This is a genomic window from Neisseria sp. HMSC055H02, from assembly GCF_001813335.1.
Taxonomy (GTDB): domain Bacteria; phylum Pseudomonadota; class Gammaproteobacteria; order Burkholderiales; family Neisseriaceae; genus Neisseria; species Neisseria sicca_C.
On sequence record NZ_KV812096.1, the window covers coordinates 50,120 to 73,389 of the forward strand.

20 protein-coding genes are annotated in these 23,270 nt (G+C 51.0%); 18 read left to right on the top strand and 2 right to left on the bottom strand.

Annotated features, from left to right (window positions below; genetic code table 11):
- Positions 1-144 precede the first annotated feature (144 nt).
- Positions 145-4,071, bottom strand: a complete 3,927-nt coding sequence (gene purL, locus HMPREF2907_RS07075) for a phosphoribosylformylglycinamidine synthase (RefSeq protein ID WP_070681602.1) — start codon at positions 4,069-4,071, stop codon at positions 145-147.
- A 349-nt stretch (positions 4,072-4,420) separates the two neighbouring features.
- On the opposite strand from purL, the gene HMPREF2907_RS07080 reads away from it, so the two are divergent.
- The 8 genes from HMPREF2907_RS07080 (at position 4,421) to HMPREF2907_RS07115 (ending at position 11,442) form a co-directional block, all read left to right on the top strand.
- Complete coding sequence (locus HMPREF2907_RS07080; RefSeq protein WP_016687995.1) at positions 4,421-4,759, top strand: P-II family nitrogen regulator; 339 nt, start codon at positions 4,421-4,423, stop codon at positions 4,757-4,759.
- A gap of 172 nt (positions 4,760-4,931) precedes the next feature.
- Positions 4,932-6,311: a multidrug efflux MATE transporter NorM gene (gene norM, locus HMPREF2907_RS07085; protein ID WP_070681606.1), complete on the top strand. Its 1,380-nt coding sequence runs from the start codon at positions 4,932-4,934 to the stop codon at positions 6,309-6,311.
- Positions 6,312-6,387: 76 nt separating this feature from the next.
- On the top strand, positions 6,388-7,428 hold the full coding sequence (gene murB, locus HMPREF2907_RS07090; RefSeq protein WP_070681609.1) for a UDP-N-acetylmuramate dehydrogenase: 1,041 nt from the start codon (positions 6,388-6,390) through the stop codon (positions 7,426-7,428).
- 11 nt (positions 7,429-7,439) lie between these two features.
- Positions 7,440-8,102: a TetR/AcrR family transcriptional regulator gene (locus HMPREF2907_RS07095; RefSeq protein WP_039405314.1), complete on the top strand. Its 663-nt coding sequence runs from the start codon at positions 7,440-7,442 to the stop codon at positions 8,100-8,102.
- A gap of 122 nt (positions 8,103-8,224) precedes the next feature.
- Entirely contained in the window at positions 8,225-9,076 is an 852-nt protein-coding gene (dapF, locus tag HMPREF2907_RS07100) for a diaminopimelate epimerase (protein ID WP_070681613.1), read from the top strand.
- On the top strand, positions 9,073-9,681 hold the full coding sequence (locus HMPREF2907_RS07105) for a hypothetical protein (RefSeq protein ID WP_070681616.1): 609 nt from the start codon (positions 9,073-9,075) through the stop codon (positions 9,679-9,681). Before dapF ends, HMPREF2907_RS07105 begins: the two co-directional genes overlap by 4 nt.
- Before the next feature lie 114 nt (positions 9,682-9,795).
- The gene (gene cysK / locus HMPREF2907_RS07110; protein WP_003755570.1) at positions 9,796-10,728 is read left to right on the top strand and encodes a cysteine synthase A; all 933 of its coding nucleotides are present in this window, start codon (positions 9,796-9,798) and stop codon (positions 10,726-10,728) included.
- 201 nt (positions 10,729-10,929) lie between these two features.
- Positions 10,930-11,442 (top strand): lipoprotein, encoded by a 513-nt coding sequence (locus HMPREF2907_RS07115; RefSeq protein ID WP_003755569.1) that lies wholly within the window; start codon positions 10,930-10,932, stop codon positions 11,440-11,442.
- A gap of 67 nt (positions 11,443-11,509) precedes the next feature.
- Here the strand turns inward: HMPREF2907_RS07115 and HMPREF2907_RS07120 are convergent, their stop codons facing one another.
- Positions 11,510-11,908, bottom strand: a complete 399-nt coding sequence (locus HMPREF2907_RS07120) for a YkvA family protein (protein WP_016687986.1) — start codon at positions 11,906-11,908, stop codon at positions 11,510-11,512.
- A 251-nt stretch (positions 11,909-12,159) separates the two neighbouring features.
- Between HMPREF2907_RS07120 and sodC the strand changes: the two genes are divergently transcribed.
- From sodC to HMPREF2907_RS07170, 10 genes are all read left to right on the top strand, one after another.
- Positions 12,160-12,729, top strand: coding sequence for a superoxide dismutase family protein (gene sodC / locus HMPREF2907_RS07125; protein WP_016687985.1), 570 nt, complete (start codon positions 12,160-12,162; stop codon positions 12,727-12,729).
- A gap of 647 nt (positions 12,730-13,376) precedes the next feature.
- Positions 13,377-13,754 (top strand): succinate dehydrogenase, cytochrome b556 subunit, encoded by a 378-nt coding sequence (gene sdhC, locus HMPREF2907_RS07130; protein WP_070681619.1) that lies wholly within the window; start codon positions 13,377-13,379, stop codon positions 13,752-13,754.
- Positions 13,748-14,089, top strand: coding sequence for a succinate dehydrogenase, hydrophobic membrane anchor protein (gene sdhD / locus HMPREF2907_RS07135; protein ID WP_016687983.1), 342 nt, complete (start codon positions 13,748-13,750; stop codon positions 14,087-14,089). The genes sdhC and sdhD overlap by 7 nt, the downstream gene beginning before the upstream one ends.
- 2 nt (positions 14,090-14,091) lie before the next feature.
- Positions 14,092-15,855, top strand: coding sequence for a succinate dehydrogenase flavoprotein subunit (sdhA, locus tag HMPREF2907_RS07140; protein WP_016687982.1), 1,764 nt, complete (start codon positions 14,092-14,094; stop codon positions 15,853-15,855).
- A gap of 124 nt (positions 15,856-15,979) precedes the next feature.
- Positions 15,980-16,687 carry a succinate dehydrogenase iron-sulfur subunit gene (locus HMPREF2907_RS07145; RefSeq protein WP_003678833.1) on the top strand — a complete coding sequence of 236 codons (708 nt, stop codon included), beginning with the start codon at positions 15,980-15,982 and terminating at the stop codon, positions 16,685-16,687.
- A gap of 3 nt (positions 16,688-16,690) precedes the next feature.
- On the top strand, positions 16,691-16,939 hold the full coding sequence (locus HMPREF2907_RS07150; RefSeq protein WP_003779310.1) for an FAD assembly factor SdhE: 249 nt from the start codon (positions 16,691-16,693) through the stop codon (positions 16,937-16,939).
- Positions 16,940-17,056: 117 nt separating this feature from the next.
- The gene (gene gltA / locus HMPREF2907_RS07155; protein WP_070681622.1) at positions 17,057-18,340 is read left to right on the top strand and encodes a citrate synthase; all 1,284 of its coding nucleotides are present in this window, start codon (positions 17,057-17,059) and stop codon (positions 18,338-18,340) included.
- A gap of 207 nt (positions 18,341-18,547) precedes the next feature.
- The gene (locus HMPREF2907_RS07160) at positions 18,548-21,376 is read left to right on the top strand and encodes a 2-oxoglutarate dehydrogenase E1 component (protein ID WP_070681625.1); all 2,829 of its coding nucleotides are present in this window, start codon (positions 18,548-18,550) and stop codon (positions 21,374-21,376) included.
- Between the two features lie 112 nt (positions 21,377-21,488).
- Positions 21,489-22,670 carry a 2-oxoglutarate dehydrogenase complex dihydrolipoyllysine-residue succinyltransferase gene (gene odhB / locus HMPREF2907_RS07165; protein WP_070681628.1) on the top strand — a complete coding sequence of 394 codons (1,182 nt, stop codon included), beginning with the start codon at positions 21,489-21,491 and terminating at the stop codon, positions 22,668-22,670.
- 194 nt (positions 22,671-22,864) lie between these two features.
- Complete coding sequence (locus HMPREF2907_RS07170; RefSeq protein WP_003741785.1) at positions 22,865-23,134, top strand: hypothetical protein; 270 nt, start codon at positions 22,865-22,867, stop codon at positions 23,132-23,134.
- Positions 23,135-23,270: the final 136 nt, after the last annotated feature.

The following is a 23,270-nucleotide window of genomic DNA, read 5'->3' on the forward strand; positions in this document are numbered from 1 at the left end:
CCCGCCTGCGCGGGAATGACGGCGGTCGGCTCGGTCTTATACGCAAAAGAACATATAAAGGTCGTCTGAAAATAGATATAGCAGAATCCGCTAAATTGTTTTCAGACGACCTTTCTTTAAAGCCGAATCAAATCAGCCTGCCGGTTAACCCAAAGCCTTCCTTGCTCCAGCGAAGAGGCGGTACCAGCCGGACAGTTCTGTCCAGTCTTCCGGTTTCCAGCTCATTTGCGCGGCGCGGTACACGCGTTCGGGGTGGGGCATCATGATGGTAACTCGGCCGTCGGCGTTGGTAACGCCGGCGATGCCTTGCGGCGAGCCGTTGGGGTTGAGCGGGTAGGTTTGGGTAACCTGGTTTTGTCCGTCGACGTATTGCAGCGCGATGCCGAGGCCGTCTGAAATTTTGCCGCCGTGAAGCGCGAAGTCGGCGCGGCCTTCGCCGTGGCTGACGACGACGGGCAGGCTGGAGCCTTGCATTTCGTTCAGGATCAGGGAGGCTGATTTGGGGACGTGAACCATGCTCAGGCGCGCTTCGAACTGTTCGCTCAGGTTGCGTTTGAACTTCGGCCAGCCTGCCGTGCCGGGAATGATTTCGGCGAGGTTGCTGACCATTTGGCAGCCGTTGCACACGCCCAATGTCAGCGTGTCCGGGTCGGCGAAGAAGGCGGCGAACTGGTCGCGCAAGGCGGGGTGGAACAGGATGGATTTCGCCCAGCCTTCGCCTGCGCCGAGTACGTCGCCGTAGCTGAAGCCCCCGCACGCCGCCAGCATTTTGAAGTCGGCAAGGTGGACGCGGCCTGCCATCAGGTCGGACATATGCACGTCGTAAGCATCGAATCCGGCGCGGGTGAAGGCGGCGGCCATTTCGATTTGTCCGTTCACGCCCTGTTCGCGCAGGATGGCGATTTTGGGTTTCGCGCCGCTGTTGACGAAAGGCGCGGCGATGTCTTCGTTCACGTCGAACTTCACGTCGGCAAACAATGCGCTGCGGTCGTTGTCGTCAATCAGGGCAAACTCACTGTCGGCGCAGGCAGGGTTGTCGCGCAGACGTTGAATGGCGTGGCTGGTTTCCTGCCATGCGCGTTGCAGGTCGGTAAGGGATTGATTGAAAATTTCTTCTCCTGCATTGATGACCATATGGCCGCTGTCGGCAAACTCTCCCAAATAGTGCAGCGTGAGATTCAGTTTCTCGCACAAATTGAAAATATATTCGTGGTCGGCAGCGTGAACAGCAATAACGGCTCCTAATTCTTCGTTAAACAGGGTAGTTAGGACAAATTTTTGCCATTCTTGAGACGAGTAATACTCGTTTTGAACGTTAATATTTTTACTTACCATTGTCAGCAGGTCGAGATTCATGCCACGGCGAGAAGCAAATGCCATTTCTGCCAGAGTCACAAACAAACCGCCGTCGCTGCGGTCGTGGTAGGCCAGCAACTTATCTTCTTGAACGAGTTGCTGAATTAACTGATAAAACGCTTTCAGACGGCCTGCATCAATATCAGGTGCTTCGCCGCCGCTTCGGTTATACACTTGAGCCAGTGCAGACCCACCCATACGGCACTTGTTGTTGCCTAAGTCAATCATCAGCAGAATAGTGAACGAATTGGCATTGTCTTTTAATACGGGCGTAACGGTTTTGCGCACGTCTTGAACTGGCGCGAACGCGGAGATAATCAGGCTCAACGGTGAAACGACGGATTTTTTCTCTTCGCCGTCCTGCCAAACGGTTTTCATCGACAGGCTGTCTTTGCCCACGGGAATGCTCAAATCCAATGCCTGACAGGCTTTAGAAACGGCTTCGACGGTGCGGTAGAGTTTTTCGTCTTCCCCCTCGTTGCCGCACGCCGCCATCCAGTTGGCGGAAAGTTTGATGTTGCCGATGTCGCCGATGTTGACCGCCGCGATGTTGGTGATGGCTTCGCCGACGCACATTCTGCCCGAAGCAGGCGCGTCAAACAGGGCGACAGTCGGTTTTTCTCCCATAGACATCGCTTCGCCACGATAGGTATTGAAGCCCATCATGGTAACGGCGCAGTCGGCTACGGGGGTTTGGTATTTGCCGACCATTTGGTCGCGGTGGGTCATGCCGCCGACGCTGCGGTCGCCAATGGTAATCAGGAAGTTTTTGGCGGCTACGGTAGGCAGGCGCAGAACGCGGTAGGCGGCTTCGGTGATGTCGATATCGCCGGCGTTAAACGGTTTTTCAGACGACCTCACGGTTTTGTCGCTGCGCGTGGTTTTGGGCGGTTTGCCGAGCAAGACGTTCAGCGGCAAATCGACGGGATTATTGGAGAACAGATCGTCGCATACTTTCAGATGGCCGTCGTCGGTCGCCGTGCCGACCACGGCAAACGGGCAGCGTTCGCGTTCGCAGATGGCGCGGAAGGTGTCCAAATCTTTTTCCAAAATCGACAACACATAACGCTCTTGCGATTCGTTGCACCAGATTTGCAGCGGATTGAGGCCGTGTTCTTCCAGCGGGACTTCGCGCAGCTTGAATACCGCACCGCGTCCGGCATCGTTGACGAGTTCGGGGAAGGCGTTGGATAGGCCGCCCGCGCCGACGTCGTGGATGGAGATAATCGGGTTTTTGTCGCCAAGCTGCCAGCAGCGGTCGATGACTTCCTGCGCGCGGCGTTCGATTTCGGGATTGCCGCGTTGTACGGAGTTGAAGTCCAAAGACGCGTCGTTCATGCCGGTGTTCATTGAAGAAGCCGCGCCGCCGCCCAAGCCGATAAGCATACCCGGGCCGCCCAGTTGAATCAGCAACGCGCCTTCGGGGATTTCGTCTTTGTGTGTTTGTTGTGCCTGAATGCTGCCCAAGCCGCCCGCAATCATAATCGGTTTGTGGTAGCCGCGAACTTGACCGTCGAATTTTTCTTCAAAAGTGCGGAAGTAGCCCAAGAGGTTCGGGCGGCCGAATTCGTTGTTGAACGCCGCGCCGCCGATGGGACCTTCAATCATGATGTCCAGCGGCGAGGAAATGTGTTCCGGCTTGCCGTAGTCTTGTTCCCACGGCTGTTTAAAGTCGGGAATGTTGAGGTTGGAGACGGTAAAGCCGGTCAAGCCCGCTTTCGGGCGCGAACCTTTGCCCGTCGCGCCTTCGTCGCGGATTTCGCCGCCTGCGCCCGTTGCCGCGCCCGCAAACGGCGCGATGGCGGTCGGGTGGTTGTGCGTTTCCACTTTCATGATGATATGCGTGTCTTCCTCGTGGAAACGGTAGCCTTGGTTTTCCGCCGCATTCGGATAGAAACGCTCGATTGTCGCGCCTTCAATCACGGACGAGTTGTCTTTATAGGCAACGACCGTGCCTTCGGGATGCGCGTTGTGCGTGTCGCGTATCATGCCGAAGAGCGATTTCGGCTGTTTTTCTCCGTTGAGGATGAAATCGGCGTTGAAGATTTTGTGGCGGCAGTGTTCGCTGTTTGCCTGCGCGAACATCATCAGCTCCACATCGGACGGATTGCGCTGCAAAGCCTGATAGTTTTCAACCAGATAATCGATTTCGTCGGCAGAGAGTGCCAAACCCATTTCGGTATTGGCTTTGACCAAAGCCTCTTTACCGCCGCCCAAAACATCGACGGTAGAGAAGGTTTCGGATTCGAGATGGTGGAATAATTTGGAGGCCGTCTCAAAATCAGGCAGTACGGATTCGGTCATGCGGTCGTGCAGCAAAGCCGCCCATTGCTGTTTCTCATCGTCGTTCAGACGACCTTCCAGCCACACCGCCATGCCGCGCTCAATGCGCTCTATGCCTTCCAAACCGCAGTTTTCCGCGATATTGGTTGCCTTGGAAGCCCACGGCGAAATCGTACCCAAACGGGGCGTTACCAAAAATAAATGCAAGCCCTCGCGCGCTTCGGGCGTTTCTTCAACGCTTTGCGCCGCCAACAAGGCTTGCAGTTTTTCAACAGTCGCAGCATCCAGTGCTTTCTCGCTGCCGACAAAATACCAAAATTCGCTTTTCAGTTTTACTTCGGGCAGACCGAGTGCGGCCGCTTTTTGCAAGAGTTTTTCAACACGGAAATCGGAAAGGGCGGTAACGCCGCGCAAGGGCAAAACAACAGACATGATTCAGCTCTCAAAATGCGGTTGGGAAAGGCTGTATTATACGCCGAATGGGTCTGGGTTGCTTGGTAATTTGGGTGAAAATGTTGACAATTTTTCAGACGACCTGTGGCTGGGGGAAACGTAGGGGTCGTCTGAAAATATTAAGGGATAAGGGTTTTATCTGTTTTTCTGATTTCCGTCGCAAGTCGGGTATGTGAAAAATTGAAGGAAGTAGAAGGAAGCAACTGTTTCCGTATGTCTTTATGTCAAATACCGTCATGCCCGCATCGCTGAGTGAAACGTACCGCTTATCGTTTCCCTGCTGCTTCTGTTATATTTGCCGTTTGTTCCTATCTAATCGGAGTGTGCCATGAAAAAAATCGAAGCCATCATCAAACCCTTCAAACTCGACGACGTGCGCGAAGCCCTTACCGAAATCGGCATCACCGGCATGACCGTCAGCGAAGTTAAAGGATTTGGCCGTCAGAAAGGGCATACGGAAATCTACCGCGGCGCGGAATATGCCGTCGATTTTCTGCCCAAAGTTAAAGTTGAATTGATTATTGCCGATGAAGATGTCGAAAGAGTGATTGACGTTATCATCGAAAACGCCCGTTCCGGCAAAATCGGCGACGGCAAAATCTTCGTGCTGCCTGTGGAAGAAGCCATCCGCATCCGTACGGGCGAACGCTCCGAAGCGGCGATTTGACGGTTTTTAGACGACATTGGGGGTGTTTAAGGTCGTCTGAAAGGCTTTCTGGCTGTCCATCAATCGTTGTTTCCAATATAATTCCGTTTTCAAATCCCATACGGAACAGGCCGTCTGTTTTCAGACGACCTGTTTCTTTATTTCCGCTTTTTTTAAAGTTCTACAAACACTTATGCTGCTCGACCTCAACCGCTTTTCCTTTTCCGTCTTCCTGAAAGAAGTCCGCCTGCTGACCGCCCTTGCTCTGCCCATGCTGTTGGCGCAGGTCGCGCAGGTGGGCATCGGTTTCGTCGATACCGTGATGGCGGGCGGTGCGGGTAAGGAGGACTTGGCAGCGGTGGCTTTGGGCAGCAGCGCGTTTGCTACGGTTTATATTACGTTTATGGGCATTATGGCGGCGCTGAACCCGATGATTGCTCAGCTTTACGGCGCGGGTAAAACCGGTGAAGTGGGCGAAACGGGGCGGCAGGGGATTTGGTTCGGGCTGTTTTTGGGGATTTTCGGCATGGTATTGATGTGGGCGGCGATTACGCCGTTCCGCAACTGGCTGACCTTGAGCGATTATGTGGAAGGCACGATGGCGCAGTATATGTTGTTTACCAGTCTGGCGATGCCGGCGGCAATGGTACACCGCGCCCTGCACGCCTACGCTTCCAGCCTGAACCGCCCGCGCCTGATTATGTTGGTCAGCTTCGCGGCGTTTGTGTTGAACGTGCCGCTGAACTATATTTTTGTTTACGGCAAATTCGGCATGCCCGCTTTGGGCGGCGCAGGCTGCGGACTGGCGACGATGGCGGTGTTTTGGTTCAGCGCGCTGGCGTTGTGGATTTATATCGCCAAGGAAAAATTCTTCCGCCCGTTCGGACTGACGGCGAAATTCGGCAAACCGGATTTGATGGTGTTCAAACAGATTTGGAAAATCGGCGCACCCATCGGACTGTCTTATTTTTTGGAAGCCAGCGCATTTTCGTTTATCGTTTTTTTGATTGCGCCTTTCGGCGAGGATTATGTGGCGGCGCAGCAGGTCGGCATCAGTTTGTCGGGGATTCTCTATATGATTCCGCAAAGCGTCGGCTCGGCGGGGACGGTACGCATCGGCTTTTCATTAGGACGGCGCGAATTTTCGCGGGCGCGTTATATTTCCGGCGTGTCGCTGGTGTCGGGCTGGGTGCTCGCCGTGATTACCGTGTTTTCCTTGGTATTATTCCGTTCTCCGCTGGCAAGCATGTACAACGATGATCCGGCGGTTTTAAGCATCGCCGCCACCGTCCTGCTGTTCGCCGGCTTGTTCCAACCGGCAGACTTCACCCAATGCATCGCGTCCTACGCCCTACGCGGTTATAAAGTCACCAAGGTGCCGATGTTTATCCACGCCGCCGCCTTCTGGGGCTGCGGCCTGCTGCCGGGCTATCTGCTCGCCTACCGTTTCGATATGGGCATTTACGGCTTCTGGACGGCATTGATTGCCTCGCTCACCATCGCCGCCGTCGCCTTGGTGTGGTGTTTGGAATTGTGCAGCAGGGAGATGGTCAGATCGCATAAGGTCGTCTGAAAACTCCGCCGATTAAAATATCGAAACAATGGGCTAAAGCCCGCCACTAACAATACCTATTTTAAAGTTTAAACCCATGCAACCCATCCAATACCAAACCGACCTCACCCCCTACAACACTTTCGGTCTTCGCGCCCAAGCCCAAGCCTTTATCGCGCTCGAACACGCTGACGAGTTGCGTGACGTCGTCCGACTGCCCGAGTTCGACCGCAATACCGTTTTATGGCTCGGCGGCGGCAGCAACATCCTTTTAATGCAGGATTACGCCGGACTGGTCGTACATATGGAAAACAAAGGCATACGCGAGATTGCGCGTTCAGACGGCCTCGTTTACATCGAAGCGCAAGCAGGCGAAATTTGGCACGATTTTGTCCTGCACACTGTCGCGCTGGGCTTGAACGGTCTGGAAAACCTGAGCCTGATTCCGGGTACGGTCGGCGCGTCGCCCGTTCAGAACATCGGTGCATACGGTGTGGAGGCTAAAGACGTGATTCACAGCGTGCGCTGTTTCGATTTGGATACGGAAACCTTTGTCGAGCTTTCCAATGCCGACTGCCGCTTCGCCTACCGCGAAAGCCTGTTCAAGCAGGAAGGCAAAGGGCGTTATGTGATTGTTTCGGTCGTGTTCTCCCTGAAAGAGCGTTTCGAGCCGAATTTGGGTTACGGCGATTTGGCGGCCGCCGTTGCCGAACTGAGCGCGGGCAGAATGCCGACGGCGAAAGACGTTTCCGATGCAGTGTGTGCAATCCGCAACAGTAAACTACCTAATCCTAACGTACTTGGTAATGTCGGCAGTTTCTTTAAAAATCCCGTCGTCAGTGCAGAAAAAGCTGCTTCCCTGTTGCAGCAGCATCCCGATATGCCGCGCTATCCGCAGCCCGATGGTTCGGTCAAGCTTGCGGCAGGCTGGCTGATCGACCAATGTCGTCTGAAAGGCTTCCAAATCGGCGGCGCGGCGGTACACGACAGGCAGGCTTTGGTTTTGGTGAACAAAAACAATGCTTCTTCAGACGACGTCCGGCAACTGGCGCAACATGTCTGCGATACAGTATTTACTCGATTTCAGGTAGAATTACACGCCGAACCCAATTGGCTGCCCGCTTCGTACAGCCTGTAAATCCAAGGAGTATGCCCGTGACCCGCATTGCAAAAACCAATACTTACACCCGCATCATCGACGCCAGCCTGACGCTCTTCAACGAGGAAGGCGAGCGCAACATCAGCACCAACCATATCGCGGCGCATTTGGGCATCAGTCCGGGCAATCTTTATTACCACTTCCGCAACAAAGACGAAATCATCGTCCAACTGTTCAAACGTTACAGCGAAGCCCTGCTGGCATATCTGAATGAAGCCGTGTTGCCGTCCGATGTGGAAGACTCCATCAACTATATGGCGGGCATTTACGACGTCATGTGGGAATACCGCTTCCTCTTTAGCGACGTGAACACCCTGCTTGCGCGCAGTGCCGAACTATTGGGCGAACACAATACCTTCACCCAAGCCAAAGTCTCTCCGCTCTTGGTCAACCTGCTCACCCAGCTCAACGGTCTGAACATCATCCAAGCCGACCAAACCGCCATGAACGACCTCGCCGTCAATATGTGGATGGTCACGAAATACTGGTTCGACTTCGACAGCTCCCTACGCGGGCGTACCAAACTGACCGAAGACTCCAAAGCACGCGGCATCCGCCGTACCTTAAGCCTCCTGCGTCCCTACCTCTTGCCGGAACACCGCGAGGAATACGACCGAAGAATTACAGCGGCAGCCGATATTTTGACATCATAATCATTGGGGCAAGGTTAAAGGTCGTCTGAAAAAAGATGATGCGGCAAATCTCTGCCTGAGTATCCATGCCTAGTTGCCAATATCTAAAAAACATCTCAATTCGATTACAAACAGGAAAACTGATGAAAACCTTGAAATTTACCAAAATGCACGGTTTGGGCAATGATTTTATGGTGGTAAACGGTATCGGGCAGGATTTTGATCCGCTGACTGCGCCGCTTGCTGAATGGTCCGACCGTTTTAGAGGGGTGGGCTTCGATCAGTTGCTGTTGGTGGAAAAGCCTTCTTCCGATGCGGTGGATTTCCGTTATCGTATATTCAATGCGGATGGCAGCGAGGTGGAGCAGTGTGGCAACGGTGCGCGCTGTTTTGCCCGATTTGTGACGGATAAAGGCTTGACCGATAAAAAGGAAATTTTGGTTGAAACGGCTAAGGGCGTGATTATTCCCAAGCTGTTGGACAACGGTTTGGTGACCGTGAATATGGGCAAACCGCGCTTTACGTCGTCTGAAATTCCGTTTGTACCGGTTCCTGACGAAGCAGATGATGCTTTGACGCATATGGTGATGGTCGGTTTGGAAACGGTGCAGGTCAGTTGTGTGAATATGGGCAATCCTCATGCTGTGATTGTGGTGGAGGATGTTCAGACTGCGCCCGTGGCTCATTGGGGTGAAGCGATTGAGTCGCACGAACAGTTTCCAGAACGTGTCAACGTCGGCTTTATGCAGATTGTCGATAGGGAATCTATCCGCCTGCGCGTATTTGAACGCGGCGTGGGTGAAACGCAGGCTTGCGGTACGGGGGCTTGTGCGGCTGTGGTTGCGGGCGTCCGGTTGGGGCTGTTGGCGGAAGGCGTGCCTGTGAAGGTTTCGCTGCCGGGCGGGGATTTGTTTATTACTTGGTCGCATGGTGAGGACGTTTTGATGACCGGGCCTGTTCAAACGGTTTTTGAAGGCGAGTTGCAGTATTCATGATTTGGACGAATTTGGATTTTCTCGCCGTTGTTGCTTATGGGCTGGTGTTTTTTGGATTGATTTTCCGCGCTGAAATGTTCCAGTGGTTTTGGGCTTCGGTTGTTTTGTGGCTGGGCGTGTCGACTTTGGGATCGCAGCTTTTGCCGGGAATGTGGGGGATTACCCATGTCGGTCCGTTGTTTGTCCCGCATTTTTATCTGACTTTTGCCAGTGTGTTTTTCTTTGCTTTTCATTGGAAAAAGCAGGCGGATACTGGTTTTTGGCAGGCGGATTTGCAGCATCCGTTTTTGAGCGTGTTTGCCGTGAGCAATGTATTGATGACTTTGGCTTTTGTGTCGATTGCCGCGATATTGTATTTTCTGATGCCGGGCCGTTCTTTGGCTTTTACGTTTCCGGCTTTGTTGAAACTGTACGCGCTCAAGCCTGTTTATTGGTTTGTTTTGCAGCTTGTCATGATGGCGGTTTTTTATCTGCACCGCAGAAGTATTGCCAAGCAGTCGCCGGCGGTGTTCAGTAAAGCGCAACTCAGACTGGGCTGGCTGATGGCTTTGGTCATGCAGACTTTAGTCACGGGGGCGATAGTCGGAGAAATCGGACTTCATTAGGGCGCATCAAGCCAAACAACCAAAAGTTATAAATAAAGAAACATTCGATATTGGTTTTTCAGACGACCTGTCTTTAATATACAGGTCATATCACATCAAAATCTGGAGTAGAAAATGAAGATTGCAAACAGCATCACCGAGCTGATCGGCAACACCCCTTTGGTCAAATTAAACCGTCTGACTGAAGGTTTGAAAGCCGAAATCGCCGTCAAACTGGAATTTTTCAATCCCGGCAGCAGCGTGAAAGACCGCATCGCCGAAGCGATGGTTGAAGCCGCCGAAAAAGCGGGCAAAATCGGTAAGGATACCGTAATTGTGGAAGCGACCAGCGGCAATACGGGTATCGGTTTGGCAATGGTGTGCGCGGCGCGCGGCTACAAGCTGGCAATCACGATGCCTGAAAGCATGAGTAAAGAACGCAAAATGCTGCTTCGTGCGTTCGGTGCGGAATTGATTTTGACTCCTGCGTCCGAAGGTATGGCAGGGGCGATTGCAAAAGCACAAGCCTTGGTGGACGAACATCCCGATACTTATTTCATGCCGCGCCAATTCGATAACGAGGCGAACCCGCAAATCCACCGCGAAACGACCGCCGAAGAAATTTGGCGCGATACTGACGGTAAAGTCGATATTTTTGTGGCGGGTGTCGGTACGGGCGGTACGGTTACCGGCGTGGGCGAAGTGTTGAAAAAATACAAACCCGAAGTCAAAGTCGTTGCCGTCGAGCCTGAAGCTTCTCCGGTTTTGAGCGGTGGTGAAAAAGGTCCGCACCCGATTCAAGGTATTGGCGCCGGCTTTATCCCTACCGTGTTGAATACCAAAGTATATGACAGCGTTTCCCAAGTTCCGAACGAGGCGGCATTTGAAACCGCCCGTGCGATGGCGGAAAAAGAAGGTATTTTGGTCGGTATTTCTTCCGGTGCGGCAGTATGGAGCGCGCTGCAGCTTGCCAAACAGCCTGAAAACGAAGGCAAACTGATTGTCGTGCTGCTGCCTTCTTATGGCGAACGCTATCTTTCTACGCCTCTGTTTGCCGATTTGGCATAATAGGGTTGGGAGAAGATAAGTGATAAAAAAGACCGCTTCGGCGGTCTTTTTTGCGGTCTTGCGGCATGATGTGGCGTAAAAATGGATTTAAACCACCATATCGTGTAAAGATTGGAATGTAAGGCGAAAGTTGTTGTAATTCAGTCAACAGAAAAAGTCAGATTGATATAGAATTTGGTTATCTGGATAATCCTGATTATAATGGTAGACATGAAAAAATATATCCCCATCTTATTTGCGTTGGCGGCACTTGCCGGTTGTGAGACCATTTATGTCCCAAGCTTGCAAGAAGTGCCTGTCCGTCCGACTAATGTTAAGCCTAATGTTAAAACGACTAAGGGCGAAAAATCTGCGGCGTTCAGTTTGGCTTCTTCGCATTGGAGTGATGTTTCAAAAATCCGCGACGAGGCAACGCGTTTGAGTTATCAGGTCAGCCAAGGAAAAATGACTAAAGTTCAAGCTGCGCAATACCTGAACAAGTTCCGTATTCAGCTTGTCGGCCGTAATGTCGTGGATGACAGCGTATATGAGGTTTATCTGCGTTCTGCCGTTGACAGCCAACGAGGCGAAATCAATACCGAACAATCCAAGCTGTATATCCAAAATGCTTTGCGCGGATGGCAGCAACGTTGGAAAAATATGGGCAACAAACCTTCCAATCCGGCGTTTACCAACTTCCTGATGGAAGTGATGAATATGACTCCGTTGAAATAAGTTTCACATTTCAAACAAAAGGTCGTCTGAAAATTTTCAGACGACCTTTTGTTTTGAATGTGGATATTTATGATGCCTTGCGCAGCAGCTTTGCAGTTGCTACTTTTGCCCGTTCTTTAATATCTTCGGTCAGGTAGGTTTTCATCTGGCTGTACACCAAAGTAATGACGGCTATGTCGTCACTAAATCCCAAAGGACCAAGCAAGTCAGGAATGCTGTCGATAGGGCTGAGGAAGTAAACCAATGCGCCGACAATAATCATCTTGGCGCGTCTGGGCGTATGTGGGGAGTCCCAAAGATAATACAGCGCATACAACTGACGGACGATGGGTTCGCCTAATCGACCTGCAAAACGGGCAAGCTTATTGAAAAAACCATTTTTGTCCAGATTTCGTCTTCTGAATTTAGGGATAAAATTTTTGGGGTCGGAAAACTGGGTGTGTTCTTTTTCTTCAGAATATTTCATAATTAGCCTCGCAGTAAAAGAGTATAGATGGGTTAGAGCCGTAATGCGGGCAAAGTATAAAGCAGAGTAAGGCAAAGAAATGTCAGTTTTGTTTAAACGAGCCAAAAAATCATGAAGACAGTTTCTCTCAGGTATATTTCTTAGGTATATTATTAGGTATATTTAGTAGCTGGCGAAATTATATAGGATAGATAAATTTTATTAAAACACATGTTTACTTTCGATATACATCTGATATAAAGGAGTTAAAAATGAAGTTGAAGAAATTCTTAGCTGTTAGCATCAGTACAATCTGCGTTGCAGGAATGGTTCATGCGCATGACCACAAACATAACCATATGACACCTGCCGGTGCTTCCATTACAGTTAAAGTACAACAACTTGATCCGGCTAATGGTAATAAAGATATAGGTACTGTAACGATTACCGAATCCAAGTACGGTTTGGTCTTTACACCAAACTTAAAAGGATTAGAAGCCGGCTTGCATGGATTTCACATTCACCAAAACCCAAGCTGTGAGCCGAAGGAAAAAGACGGTAAACTGACTGCAGGCTTGGGTGCCGGCGGTCATTGGGATCCCAAAGAAACCAAAAAACATGGCTTCCCATGGCAAGATGATGCGCATTTGGGCGATTTGCCGGCATTAACCGTATTACATGACGGTACCGCCACCAATCCGGTTCTTGCGCCACGCATCAAACGCCTTGATCAAGTTCGTGGTCATTCCATCATGATCCACGTCGGTGGCGACAATCACTCCGACCACCCAGCCCCACTTGGCGGCGGCGGTGCGCGTATGGCGTGTGGTGTGATTAAATAATTTGATTGTTGTAAACAAAAAGTGCGGTCAAAAATGTTAGAATTTTAACCGCACTTTTATTTGCAATAAAATCTACTTCACCAGTTCCTCCCGGTCATTCAATTTATAAATAGCGTTAATTAGCTGTTTGTTTGAAACCCATATTATTTTCAATAAAAGTTATAGTGCCGTTTTTAATAAGGGCTCGATTACGAATCAAGCCATCGATATTACGAACTTCTCTATTTCTCCAAATGGTGCAGTTTTTTAATAGAAAAACGAGAGGATCGTCTGAAAATTTGCCTGTTGAAATTTTTTTGAATACAACGGTTTATCCCATAAGGTTGTGGTTGTTTTGATTGTGGATGCGTTGGTAAATGATATTGATCTATATTTGTATTTTAAAAAACAGAATATTAATACTATTTTGATGGTATAAGGTTGTGCAAAACTGATTAAGCGGTAGTTGAAAAAATGTTGGTTTAAGTATTAATAGAGATGTTTATTGCTATTGGTAGGGTTTATGATGTATTTTGGTAAAATTTATTAAATTGTTGATAAAATGGACTGTTCAAAATCAGATAAAACAGGTAAATTATGGTTTATGTAACTCAGTGTAGTCCGAGTTACTGGTTTTGAGCTGATAAAAAAATACAGAGGAACTGGCTATGTCCGTCAAACCGCGTCCTGTCTTTTTGGAGATTCCCAATATTCGCTTGCCGATACCGGGAATTGTCTCCATCTTGCACCGCATTAGTGGGGTAGCATTATTTGTGATGCTTCCCGTTTTGCTGTATCTCCTGTCCGGTACGTTGAGCCGCGAGTCGGCGTTTGAAACTTACCGTGCCATCGTTTCCAATCCTTTGGTCAAGTTGATTTTAATCGGCGTGTTATGGGCTTATCTGCACCATTTTCTCGCCGGTATCCGTTTTTTATTTTTGGATGCACACAAAGGCCTTGAGCTGAATACTGCGCGCAATACCGCCAAATTGGTGTTTACTGCCGCATTAGTGCTGACCGTCGTTTTGGGAGCGTTGTTATGGTAGAGCGTAAATTGACCGGTGCCCATTACGGTTTGCGCGATTGGGCGATGCAGCGTGCGACTGCGGTTATCATGTTGATCTATACCGTTGCACTTTTAGTGATTCTGTTTACCCTGCCTAAAGAATATTCGGCATGGCAGGCATTTTTCGATCAAGTTTGGGTGAAGGTATTCACTCAAGTCAGCTTTATTGCCGTATTTTTGCACGCTTGGGTGGGTATCCGCGATTTGTGGATGGACTATATCAAACCCTTCGGCGTGCGTTTGTTTTTTCAGGTTGCCACCATCGTATGGCTGGTCGGCTGCTTGGTGTATTCAATTAAAGTAATTTGGGGGTAAGTATGGGTTTTCCTGTTCGCAAGTTTGATGCCGTGATTGTCGGCGGTGGTGGTGCAGGTTTACGCGCAGCCCTCCAATTATCTAAATCCGGTCTGAATTGTGCCGTTTTGTCTAAAGTGTTCCCTACCCGTTCGCATACTGTAGCAGCGCAGGGCGGTATTTCCGCCTCTTTGGGTAATGTGCAGGAAGACCGTTGGGACTGGCACATGTACGATACCGTGAAAGGCTCCGACTGGTTGGGCGATCAAGATGCGATTGAGTTTATGTGTCGCGCCGCACCTGAAGCAGTGATTGAGTTGGAACACATGGGTATGCCTTTTGACCGCGTAGAAAGCGGCAAAATTTATCAGCGTCCTTTCGGTGGCCATACTGCCGAACACGGTAAACGTGCTGTAGAACGTGCCTGCGCGGTTGCCGATCGTACCGGTCATGCGATGTTGCACACTCTGTACCAACAAAATGTCCGTGCCAATACGCAATTCTTTGTGGAATGGACGGCACAAGATTTGATTCGTGATGAAAAAGGCGACGTCGTCGGTGTAACCGCCATGGAAATGGAAACCGGCGAAGTTTACATTTTCCACGCTAAAGCCGTGTTGTTTGCTACCGGCGGCGGTGGTCGTATTTATGCGTCTTCTACCAATGCCTATATGAATACCGGCGATGGTTTAGGTATTTGCGCACGTGCTGGTATCCCGTTGGAAGATATGGAATTCTGGCAATTCCACCCGACCGGCGTGGCAGGTGCAGGCGTGTTGATTACCGAAGGCGTACGTGGTGAGGGTGGTATTTTGTTGAATGCCGATGGCGAACGCTTTATGGAACGTTACGCACCGACCGTAAAAGACTTGGCTTCACGCGACGTGGTCTCCCGTGCGATGGCGATGGAAATCTACGAAGGTCGCGGCTGCGGTAAAAACAAAGACCATGTATTGCTGAAAATCGACCATATCGGCGCTGAAAAAATTATGGAAAAACTGCCGGGCATCCGCGAGATTTCCATTCAGTTTGCCGGTATCGACCCGATTAAAGACCCGATTCCGGTCGTGCCAACTACCCACTACATGATGGGCGGTATTCCGACCAACTACCACGGTGAAGTCGTTATGCCGCAAGGCGACGAATATGAAGTGCCGGTGAAAGGTCTGTATGCTGCGGGCGAGTGCGCTTGTGCTTCCGTGCACGGAGCGAACCGCTTGGGTACCAACTCCTTGCTTGACTTGGTGGTGTTCGGTAAAGCTGCCGGCGACAGCATGATTAAATTCATCAAAGAGCAAAGCGATTGGAAACCTCTGCCTGCCGATGCGGGCGAGCTGACCCGTCAACGTATTGAACGCTTGGATAACCAAACCGACGGCGAAAACGTTGATGCGCTGCGCCGCGAACTGCAACGCTCCGTCCAACTGCACGCCGGTGTGTTCCGTACCGATGAGATTCTGAGTAAAGGCGTTCGAGAAATTATGGCGATTGCCGAGCGTGTGAAGCGTACTGAAATCAAAGACAAGAGCAAAGTATGGAATACAGCGCGTATCGAAGCTTTGGAATTGGACAATCTGATTGAGGTGGCGAAAGCGACTTTGGTATCTGCCGAAGCACGTAAAGAATCACGCGGTGCGCACGCTTCAGACGACCATCCTGAGCGCGATGACGAAAACTGGATGAAACACACGCTGTATCATTCAGATACCAACACTTTGTCTTATAAACCGGTACACACTAAGCCTTTGAGCGTGGAATACATCAAACCGGCCAAGCGCGTTTACTGATGCGTTTTCAGACGATCTCCGTATCACAAGAGGTCGTCTGAAAATCAAATACACCACCACATTGAACAGCCTGAACCCATAACATAAAACCATCAGGCGGTTTATGAGAAAAGGAACACTTCTCATGGAAAAAATGAGTTTTGAAATTTACCGTTACAATCCGGACGTTGATGCCAAACCATATATGCAACGTTACGAGTTGGAACTGGAACCTACCGACGTCAAACTTTTGGACGCGCTGGTGCGCCTGAAAGCGCAAGACGACACCCTGTCTTTCCGCCGTTCTTGCCGCGAAGGTATTTGCGGTTCTGACGGTATGAACATCAATGGCAAAAACGGCTTGGCGTGTCTGACCGATTTACGCAGCCTGAAACAGCCGGTCAAAATCCGCCCGCTGCCCGGTCTGCCCGTCATCCGCGACCTGATTGTGGACATGACTCAGTTCTTCAAACAATACCATTCCATCAAACCTTATGTCGTCAACGATAATCCGATCGATGCCGACAAAGAGCGCCTGCAAACTCAAGAAGAGCGTAAAGAGCTGGACGGCTTGTATGAATGTATTTTGTGTGCTTGCTGTTCGACTGCCTGTCCGTCGTTCTGGTGGAATCCTGACAAATTCGTCGGTCCGTCCGGTTTGCTGAACGCCTACCGCTTCATTGCAGACAGCCGCGATACCATTACTAATGAGCGTTTGGACAATTTGAACGACCCGTATCGTCTGTTCCGTTGCCATACCATCATGAACTGCGTGGACGTATGTCCTAAACACTTGAATCCGACCCGTGCCATCGGTAAGATTAAAGAAATTATGTTGAAACGAGCCGTTTAAGAAATGATGGTTTTTGACGATATTGCCAAACGGAAAATCCGTTTTCAAACCCGCCGGGGATTATTGGAGTTAGATTTGATTTTCGGCAGGTTTATGGAAAAAGAATTCGAGCATTTGAGCGATAAAGAGCTGTCCGAGTTTTCCGAAATCCTTGAGTTTCAAGATCAGGAGCTTCTTGCCCTGATCAACGGACATTCGGCGACAGACAAGGAACACCTTATCCCTATGCTTGAAAAAATCAGACGAGCTTGACGTATTGGAAATCCGCCTGCCTTTCGGCGGATTTCTAGGATACGGAGGTCGTCTGAAAATAAAGACCGTGCTGCATAGGCAGCAACGAAAGCCCCAACCTACAAAGGAGCGATAAATATGTCCAAATCAATTAAACTCAACGTACCCAATCAAGAGGATTTAGAACTGCCCGTATTGGAAGCGAGCATCGGTCATGACGTGGTCGATATCCGCGCACTGACGAAAAACACAGGCTTATTCTCATTCGACCCCGGGTTTGTTTCAACAGCAAGCTGCGAATCCAAAATCACTTATATCGACGGCGACAAAGGTCTGCTGTATTACCGTGGTTATCCCATCGAACAACTCGCCGAAAAATCCGATTATTTGGAAGTCTGCTACCTGCTGATTTACGGCGAACTGCCGACGCTTGAGCAAAAGGCAGAATTTGACAATACCGTCCGCCGTCATACGATGGTGCATGAACAGCTGACTTGGTTCTTCCGTGGCTTCCGTCGCGATGCGCATCCGATGGCGATGATGGTCGGCGTGGTCGGTGCATTGTCTGCGTTCTATCAAGACAGTCTGGACATTACGAACCCCGAACACCGAAAAATCGCGATTTACCGCCTGATTTCCAAAATTCCGACGATTGCAGCAATGTGCTACCGCTATTCCAACGGTCTGCCGTTCAATTATCCGAGAAACAACCTCTCTTATTCCGAAAATTTCATGCACATGATGTTTGCCACACCATGTGAAGACTACAAACCCAATCCTGTATTGGCACGCGCGCTCGACCGCATCTTTATCCTTCATGCCGACCACGAGCAAAACGCATCGACTTCGACCGTCCGTCTGGCAGGTTCTTCAGGTGCGAACCCGTTTGCCTGTATCGCTGCCGGTATTGCCTGTCTGTGGGGTGCGTCCCACGGCGGTGCGAACGAAGCCGTCTTGAAAATGTTGGACGAAATTGGTGATGTGTCCCGTGTTGCCGAATATATGGAAGGCGTGAAACAGCGTAAATACCGCCTGATGGGCTTCGGACACCGTGTGTACCGCAACATGGATCCGCGCGCCAGCATCATGCGCGAGACCTGTTATGAAGTGCTGAAAGAATTGGGCTTGGAAGACAGTCCGAAATTCAAACTGGCGATGGAATTGGAACAAATCGCCCTGAAAGACCCGTTCTTCGTAGAGCGCAAACTGTACCCCAACGTCGACTTCTACTCCGGTATCGTCTTGTCCGCGCTTGGCATTCCGACCGAAATGTTTACCGTCATCTTCGCTCTGTCGCGCAGCGTAGGCTGGATTTCGCACTGGCATGAAATGATTAGCGATCCTTCGCTGAAAATCGGCCGTCCGCGCCAACTTTATACCGGTGCCGTACGTCGTGATTATGTACCGGCGGATAAACGCTGATAATCGGTATATTAATATGTTGTCGGAGTTTTATTTGAGAAAGCCGAATAGCTTTTTTAAATGAGTTTGTCCGCAATAAACGAAACAGATACAAGTAATTTGGCTGGAAATAGGGTAGAATGAAGTGTCATTTCAAACGGCATGGATTCCGTTGAAACACATGGAATTCTACCCTTTGTTTATATTTTAAAGAAAAGAGCTCGCGTCATGATGGATGAAAAACTCAATTTTTCTTATCTGTTCGGTTCAAATGCTCCCTACATCGAGGAGTTGTATGAGAATTTCTTGGAAAACCCAAGTTCTGTCGATGAGAAATGGAAGCAATATTTCACCGACTTAAGCAAGCAGCCCGGTGCGGCGGATGTTGATGTCGCCCATGCTCCGATTCGTGAATCCTTCGCTAATTTGGCAAAAACCAAATCGACAGCGGCTATTGCCGGCGGTATGGATGAAGCCATGATGAAGAAACAGGTCGGTGTATTGCGGTTGATTTCTGCTTACCGTATTCAAGGTGTGGGTGCTGCCCAGCTTGACCCGCTCAAACGTATCCCGCCACGCAACATTGAAGCCCTCGATCCCAAATTCCACGGACTGAATGATGCCGATATGGCGGTTCAGTTCAATATGGGCGAGGGCGATTTTTCCGGCCAAAGCAAGCTGCCTCTGTCCCAAATCATCAGCAACCTCAAACAAACCTACTGCGGTCACCTCGCATTGGAATACATCTACATTCCCAATACAGAAGAACGCCGCTGGTTGCGCAATTATTTCGAGGATGTGCTGTCCACCCCGAGTTACAGTGCCGAACAGAAACGCCGCATCCTGAAAGAAATGACCGCTGCCGAGACTTTGGAGCGTTACCTGCATACCAAATATGTCGGTCAGAAACGCTTCGGCGTAGAAGGCGGCGAGAGCGTGATTGCCGGTCTGAATTACCTCATTCAAAACGCAGGTAAAGACGGCGTCGAAGAAGTCATCATAGGTATGGCACACCGAGGTCGTCTGAATGTCTTGGTCAACATCTTGGGTAAGAAACCGGGCGATTTGTTTGCCGAATTTGAAGGCCGCGCCGAAATCAAGCTGCCTAGCGGCGACGTGAAATACCACATGGGTTTCAGCTCCGACATCGCTACGCCGAACGGTCCGATGCACGTTTCTTTGGCGTTCAACCCGTCGCACTTGGAAATCGTCAACCCTGTCGTTGAAGGTTCTGCACGCGCCAAACAAAAACGTTTGGGCGAAAACGGCCGCGACAAAGTATTGCCCGTATTGATTCACGGCGACTCTGCATTTGTCGGTTTGGGCGTCAACCAAGCGACCTTCAACCTGTCCAAAACGCGCGGCTACACCACCGGTGGTACGGTCCACATCGTCATCAACAACCAAATCGGCTTCACCACCTCCGATACCCGCGACACCCGTTCGACCGTGCATTGTACCGACGTGGCGAAAATGGTTTCCGCTCCGGTCATCCATGTCAACGGCGACGATCCGGAACGCGTTTGCTTCGCCATTCAAGCAGCTTTGGACTACCGTAAAAAATTCAATAAAGACATCGTGATCGATGTCGTCTGCTACCGCAAATGGGGTCACAACGAGGGCGACGATCCGACCCTGACACAGCCGATGATGTACAAAAAAGTATCGCAACACCCCGGTGCGCGTGCTTTGTACACCGAACAACTGATTGCAGAAGGCGTGGTGACGCAGGCAGAAGCCGACGGCTATATCCAAGCCTACCGCGATGCTTTGGATAAAGGCGAACATGTCGAACAAACGACGTTGAGCAATTTCCAACGCACGCAAATTGACTGGAGCAAATACCAAGGCAAAGACTGGCGCGAAGATGTGGAAACCGGTCTGCCCGCTGCCGACATCGAGCGTCTTGCCGAGAAATTTACCGCCGTTCCCGAAGGCTTTGCACTGCATCCGACTGCCAAACGCGTGCTCGAAGCGCGTAAAGGCATGGCTGCGGGCAGTCAGCCGATTGACTGGGGTATGGCGGAAACCCTCGCATACGCCAGCCTGGTCACCAAAGGACACGGCGTGCGCATTTCCGGCGAAGACTCCGGACGCGGTACGTTCTCACACCGCCATGCTGTATTGCACGACCAAAAACGCGAAAAATGGGATGACGGCACTTATGTACCGCTGCGCAATATGGGCGAAGGTACGGGCGAATTCCTCGTTATCGACTCCATCTTGAACGAAGAAGCAGTCATGGCGTTCGAATATGGTTTTGCCTGCTCTGCGCCCGACAAACTGACCATTTGGGAAGCGCAGTTCGGCGATTTTGCCAACGGCGCTCAAGTCACCATCGACCAATTCCTGTCATCCGGCGAAACCAAGTGGGGTCGTCTCTGCGGTCTGACCACCATCCTGCCGCACGGCTATGACGGACAAGGTCCGGAGCACTCATCCGGCCGCGTAGAACGCTGGTTGCAGCTTTGCTCCGAACACAATATGCAAATCATCATGCCGTCCGAAGCGTCGCAAATGTTCCATCTGCTGCAACGCCAAGTCTTGGGTTCGTACCGCAAACCGCTGGTGATTTTCATGTCCAAACGCCTGTTGCGCTTCAAAGGCGCGATGAGTCCGTTGGAAAACTTTACCGAAGGTTCACGCTTCCGTCCCGTCATCGGCGATACCGCCGAGCGTGGCAACAATGAAAGCGTGAAACGCGTGATTCTGTGCGCCGGACAGGTTTACTACGATTTGGAAGCAGGCCGTGCCGAGCGTAAACTGGAAAACGATGTCGCCATCGTCCGCGTCGAGCAGCTTTATCCGTTCCCATACGACGAGGTGCGCGCGGAGTTGGCGAAATATCCGAACGCGAAATCCGTGGTTTGGGCACAAGAAGAGCCGAAAAACCAAGGCGCGTTCTACCAAATCCGCCACCGCTTGGAAGACGTTATCGGCGAAAGCCAAAAACTGTCTTATGCCGGTCGTCCGAGCAGCGCATCGCCAGCCGTCGGCTATATGAGCAAACACGTCGCCCAGCTGAAACAACTGGTTGAAGACGCAATGACGCTGTAACGCAATACGGTGCGGCGTTCCGAATGAAATACTTCAGACGGGACGCCCGCCAAACAAAAGAGATAACACACAACAGGTCGTCTGAAAAACAACGACCATCCGGAGACACAAAATGATTATTGATGTAAAAGTACCCATGCTGTCCGAAAGCGTATCTGAAGGCACGCTCTTGGAATGGAAGAAAAAAGTCGGCGAAGCCGTAGCGCGCGACGAAATCCTGATTGACATCGAAACCGACAAAGTGGTTTTGGAAGTACCTTCCCCACAAGCCGGCGTATTGGTTGAAATCATTGCTCAAAACGGCGAAACCGTTGCCGCCGAGCAAGTGTTGGCACGTATCGACACCGCTGCTACCGCTTCCGCTTCTGCTGAAGCCTCAGCCGCCGCGCCTGCGCCTGAAGCCGCTCCCGCCGCTGCGCAAACCAATGCCGCCATGCCTGCCGCCGCCAAACTGGCAGCCGAAACCGGCGTGGATGTGAACGCGCTGCAAGGTTCCGGTCGCGACGGTCGTGTCTTGAAAGAAGACGTGCAAAACGCCGCCGCCAAACCTGCTGCTGCACCCGCTGTTGCGCCAGCCCCTGTTCCGGCGGGCGCACGTCCGGAACAACGCGTTCCGATGAGCCGCCTGCGCGCCCGCGTTGCCGAGCGTCTCTTGGCTTCGCAACAAGAAAATGCGATTCTGACTACGTTCAACGAAGTCAACATGAAACCCATCATGGACTTGCGTGCGAAATACAAAGAAAAATTCGAGAAAGAACACGGTACCAAACTCGGCTTCATGTCTTTCTTTGTCAAAGCAGCCGTTGCTGCGCTGAAAAAATATCCGGTGGTCAATGCCTCCGTTGACGGCAACGACATCGTTTATCACGGTTACTTCGACATCGGTATCGCCATCGGCAGCCCGCGCGGTTTGGTCGTGCCGATTCTGCGTGATGCCGACCAAATGAGCATTGCCGACATCGAACAAGCCATTGTCGATTACGCCAAAAAAGCCAAAGACGGCAAAATCGCGCTGGAAGATTTGACCGGCGGTACGTTCAGCATTACCAACGGCGGTACGTTCGGTTCCATGATGTCCACTCCGATTATCAATCCGCCACAATCCGCCATTTTGGGTATGCACGCGACCAAAGAGCGCGCAGTCGTGGAAAACGGTCAAGTCGTCGTCCGTCCGATGATGTATCTGGCGCTCTCTTACGACCACCGCATCATCGACGGCCGCGAAGCCGTGCTGACTTTGGTTGCCATCAAAGACGCGCTGGAAGATCCGGCACGCCTGTTGTTGGACCTGTAAACGCCGCTAAAGGGATAGAAAGCGGATAAAAACAAAGCAGTTTGAAATCGGGCTGCTTACTGGTTTTCAGACGACCTTGAAACGAAAAAAGGTCGTCTGAAAACGGCGGGATATGTGAAATCTAAGGGAGGAAGTTTGTTGCTGCCATTTGCCGTGCAGAAGCAAACGGTTGAAAATCCATTAGGAGCGTATCCATGAAACCCATTTCCCTGTTTCCGCTTTTGGCTGTCGTTTCCCTGCTTGGCGCGTGTGCCGCATTCGAAGGCAAGGAATATTCCGTCAACGCCTACGACGCGCGCGGTAGAATGTTGAACAAGCGTTTTGAAATGGACAGCAACAAAGCAGGCATTCCCGTCGCCCGCAGCGTTTTGTGCAAACGCTATCCGCACGCTACCGTCCGCGTTTACAACAATTTCACCGGACACGAAGTCAGGGAATACAGCCCGCATTCCTGCCGCCGCTGATGCGTCCGAACCAATCGGGCTGAAATTTCAAAAGGTCGTGCCTGCAGGCAGGCTTAGCATTCTGAAAAGAGCAGAATGAGTTTTAACTGCGTTGAAGCCGCGCTTTCAGACGACCTCTTATGCAAAATATAGTGGA

What these genes read in the sequence shown, in the direction of transcription:
- purL (WP_070681602.1), bottom strand. Translation starts at nt 4,071, where the DNA reads ATGTCTGTTGTTTTGCCCTTGCGCGGCGTTACCGCCCTTTCCGATTTC.
- HMPREF2907_RS07080 (WP_016687995.1), top strand. Translation starts at nt 4,421, where the DNA reads ATGAAAAAAATCGAAGCCATCATCAAACCCTTCAAACTCGACGACGTG.
- norM (WP_070681606.1), top strand. Translation starts at nt 4,932, where the DNA reads ATGCTGCTCGACCTCAACCGCTTTTCCTTTTCCGTCTTCCTGAAAGAA.
- murB (WP_070681609.1), top strand. Translation starts at nt 6,388, where the DNA reads ATGCAACCCATCCAATACCAAACCGACCTCACCCCCTACAACACTTTC.
- HMPREF2907_RS07095 (WP_039405314.1), top strand. Translation starts at nt 7,440, where the DNA reads ATGCCCGTGACCCGCATTGCAAAAACCAATACTTACACCCGCATCATC.
- dapF (WP_070681613.1), top strand. Translation starts at nt 8,225, where the DNA reads ATGAAAACCTTGAAATTTACCAAAATGCACGGTTTGGGCAATGATTTT.
- HMPREF2907_RS07105 (WP_070681616.1), top strand. Translation starts at nt 9,073, where the DNA reads ATGATTTGGACGAATTTGGATTTTCTCGCCGTTGTTGCTTATGGGCTG.
- cysK (WP_003755570.1), top strand. Translation starts at nt 9,796, where the DNA reads ATGAAGATTGCAAACAGCATCACCGAGCTGATCGGCAACACCCCTTTG.
- HMPREF2907_RS07115 (WP_003755569.1), top strand. Translation starts at nt 10,930, where the DNA reads ATGGTAGACATGAAAAAATATATCCCCATCTTATTTGCGTTGGCGGCA.
- HMPREF2907_RS07120 (WP_016687986.1), bottom strand. Translation starts at nt 11,908, where the DNA reads ATGAAATATTCTGAAGAAAAAGAACACACCCAGTTTTCCGACCCCAAA.
- sodC (WP_016687985.1), top strand. Translation starts at nt 12,160, where the DNA reads ATGAAGTTGAAGAAATTCTTAGCTGTTAGCATCAGTACAATCTGCGTT.
- sdhC (WP_070681619.1), top strand. Translation starts at nt 13,377, where the DNA reads ATGTCCGTCAAACCGCGTCCTGTCTTTTTGGAGATTCCCAATATTCGC.
- sdhD (WP_016687983.1), top strand. Translation starts at nt 13,748, where the DNA reads ATGGTAGAGCGTAAATTGACCGGTGCCCATTACGGTTTGCGCGATTGG.
- sdhA (WP_016687982.1), top strand. Translation starts at nt 14,092, where the DNA reads ATGGGTTTTCCTGTTCGCAAGTTTGATGCCGTGATTGTCGGCGGTGGT.
- HMPREF2907_RS07145 (WP_003678833.1), top strand. Translation starts at nt 15,980, where the DNA reads ATGGAAAAAATGAGTTTTGAAATTTACCGTTACAATCCGGACGTTGAT.
- HMPREF2907_RS07150 (WP_003779310.1), top strand. Translation starts at nt 16,691, where the DNA reads ATGATGGTTTTTGACGATATTGCCAAACGGAAAATCCGTTTTCAAACC.
- gltA (WP_070681622.1), top strand. Translation starts at nt 17,057, where the DNA reads ATGTCCAAATCAATTAAACTCAACGTACCCAATCAAGAGGATTTAGAA.
- HMPREF2907_RS07160 (WP_070681625.1), top strand. Translation starts at nt 18,548, where the DNA reads ATGATGGATGAAAAACTCAATTTTTCTTATCTGTTCGGTTCAAATGCT.
- odhB (WP_070681628.1), top strand. Translation starts at nt 21,489, where the DNA reads ATGATTATTGATGTAAAAGTACCCATGCTGTCCGAAAGCGTATCTGAA.
- HMPREF2907_RS07170 (WP_003741785.1), top strand. Translation starts at nt 22,865, where the DNA reads ATGAAACCCATTTCCCTGTTTCCGCTTTTGGCTGTCGTTTCCCTGCTT.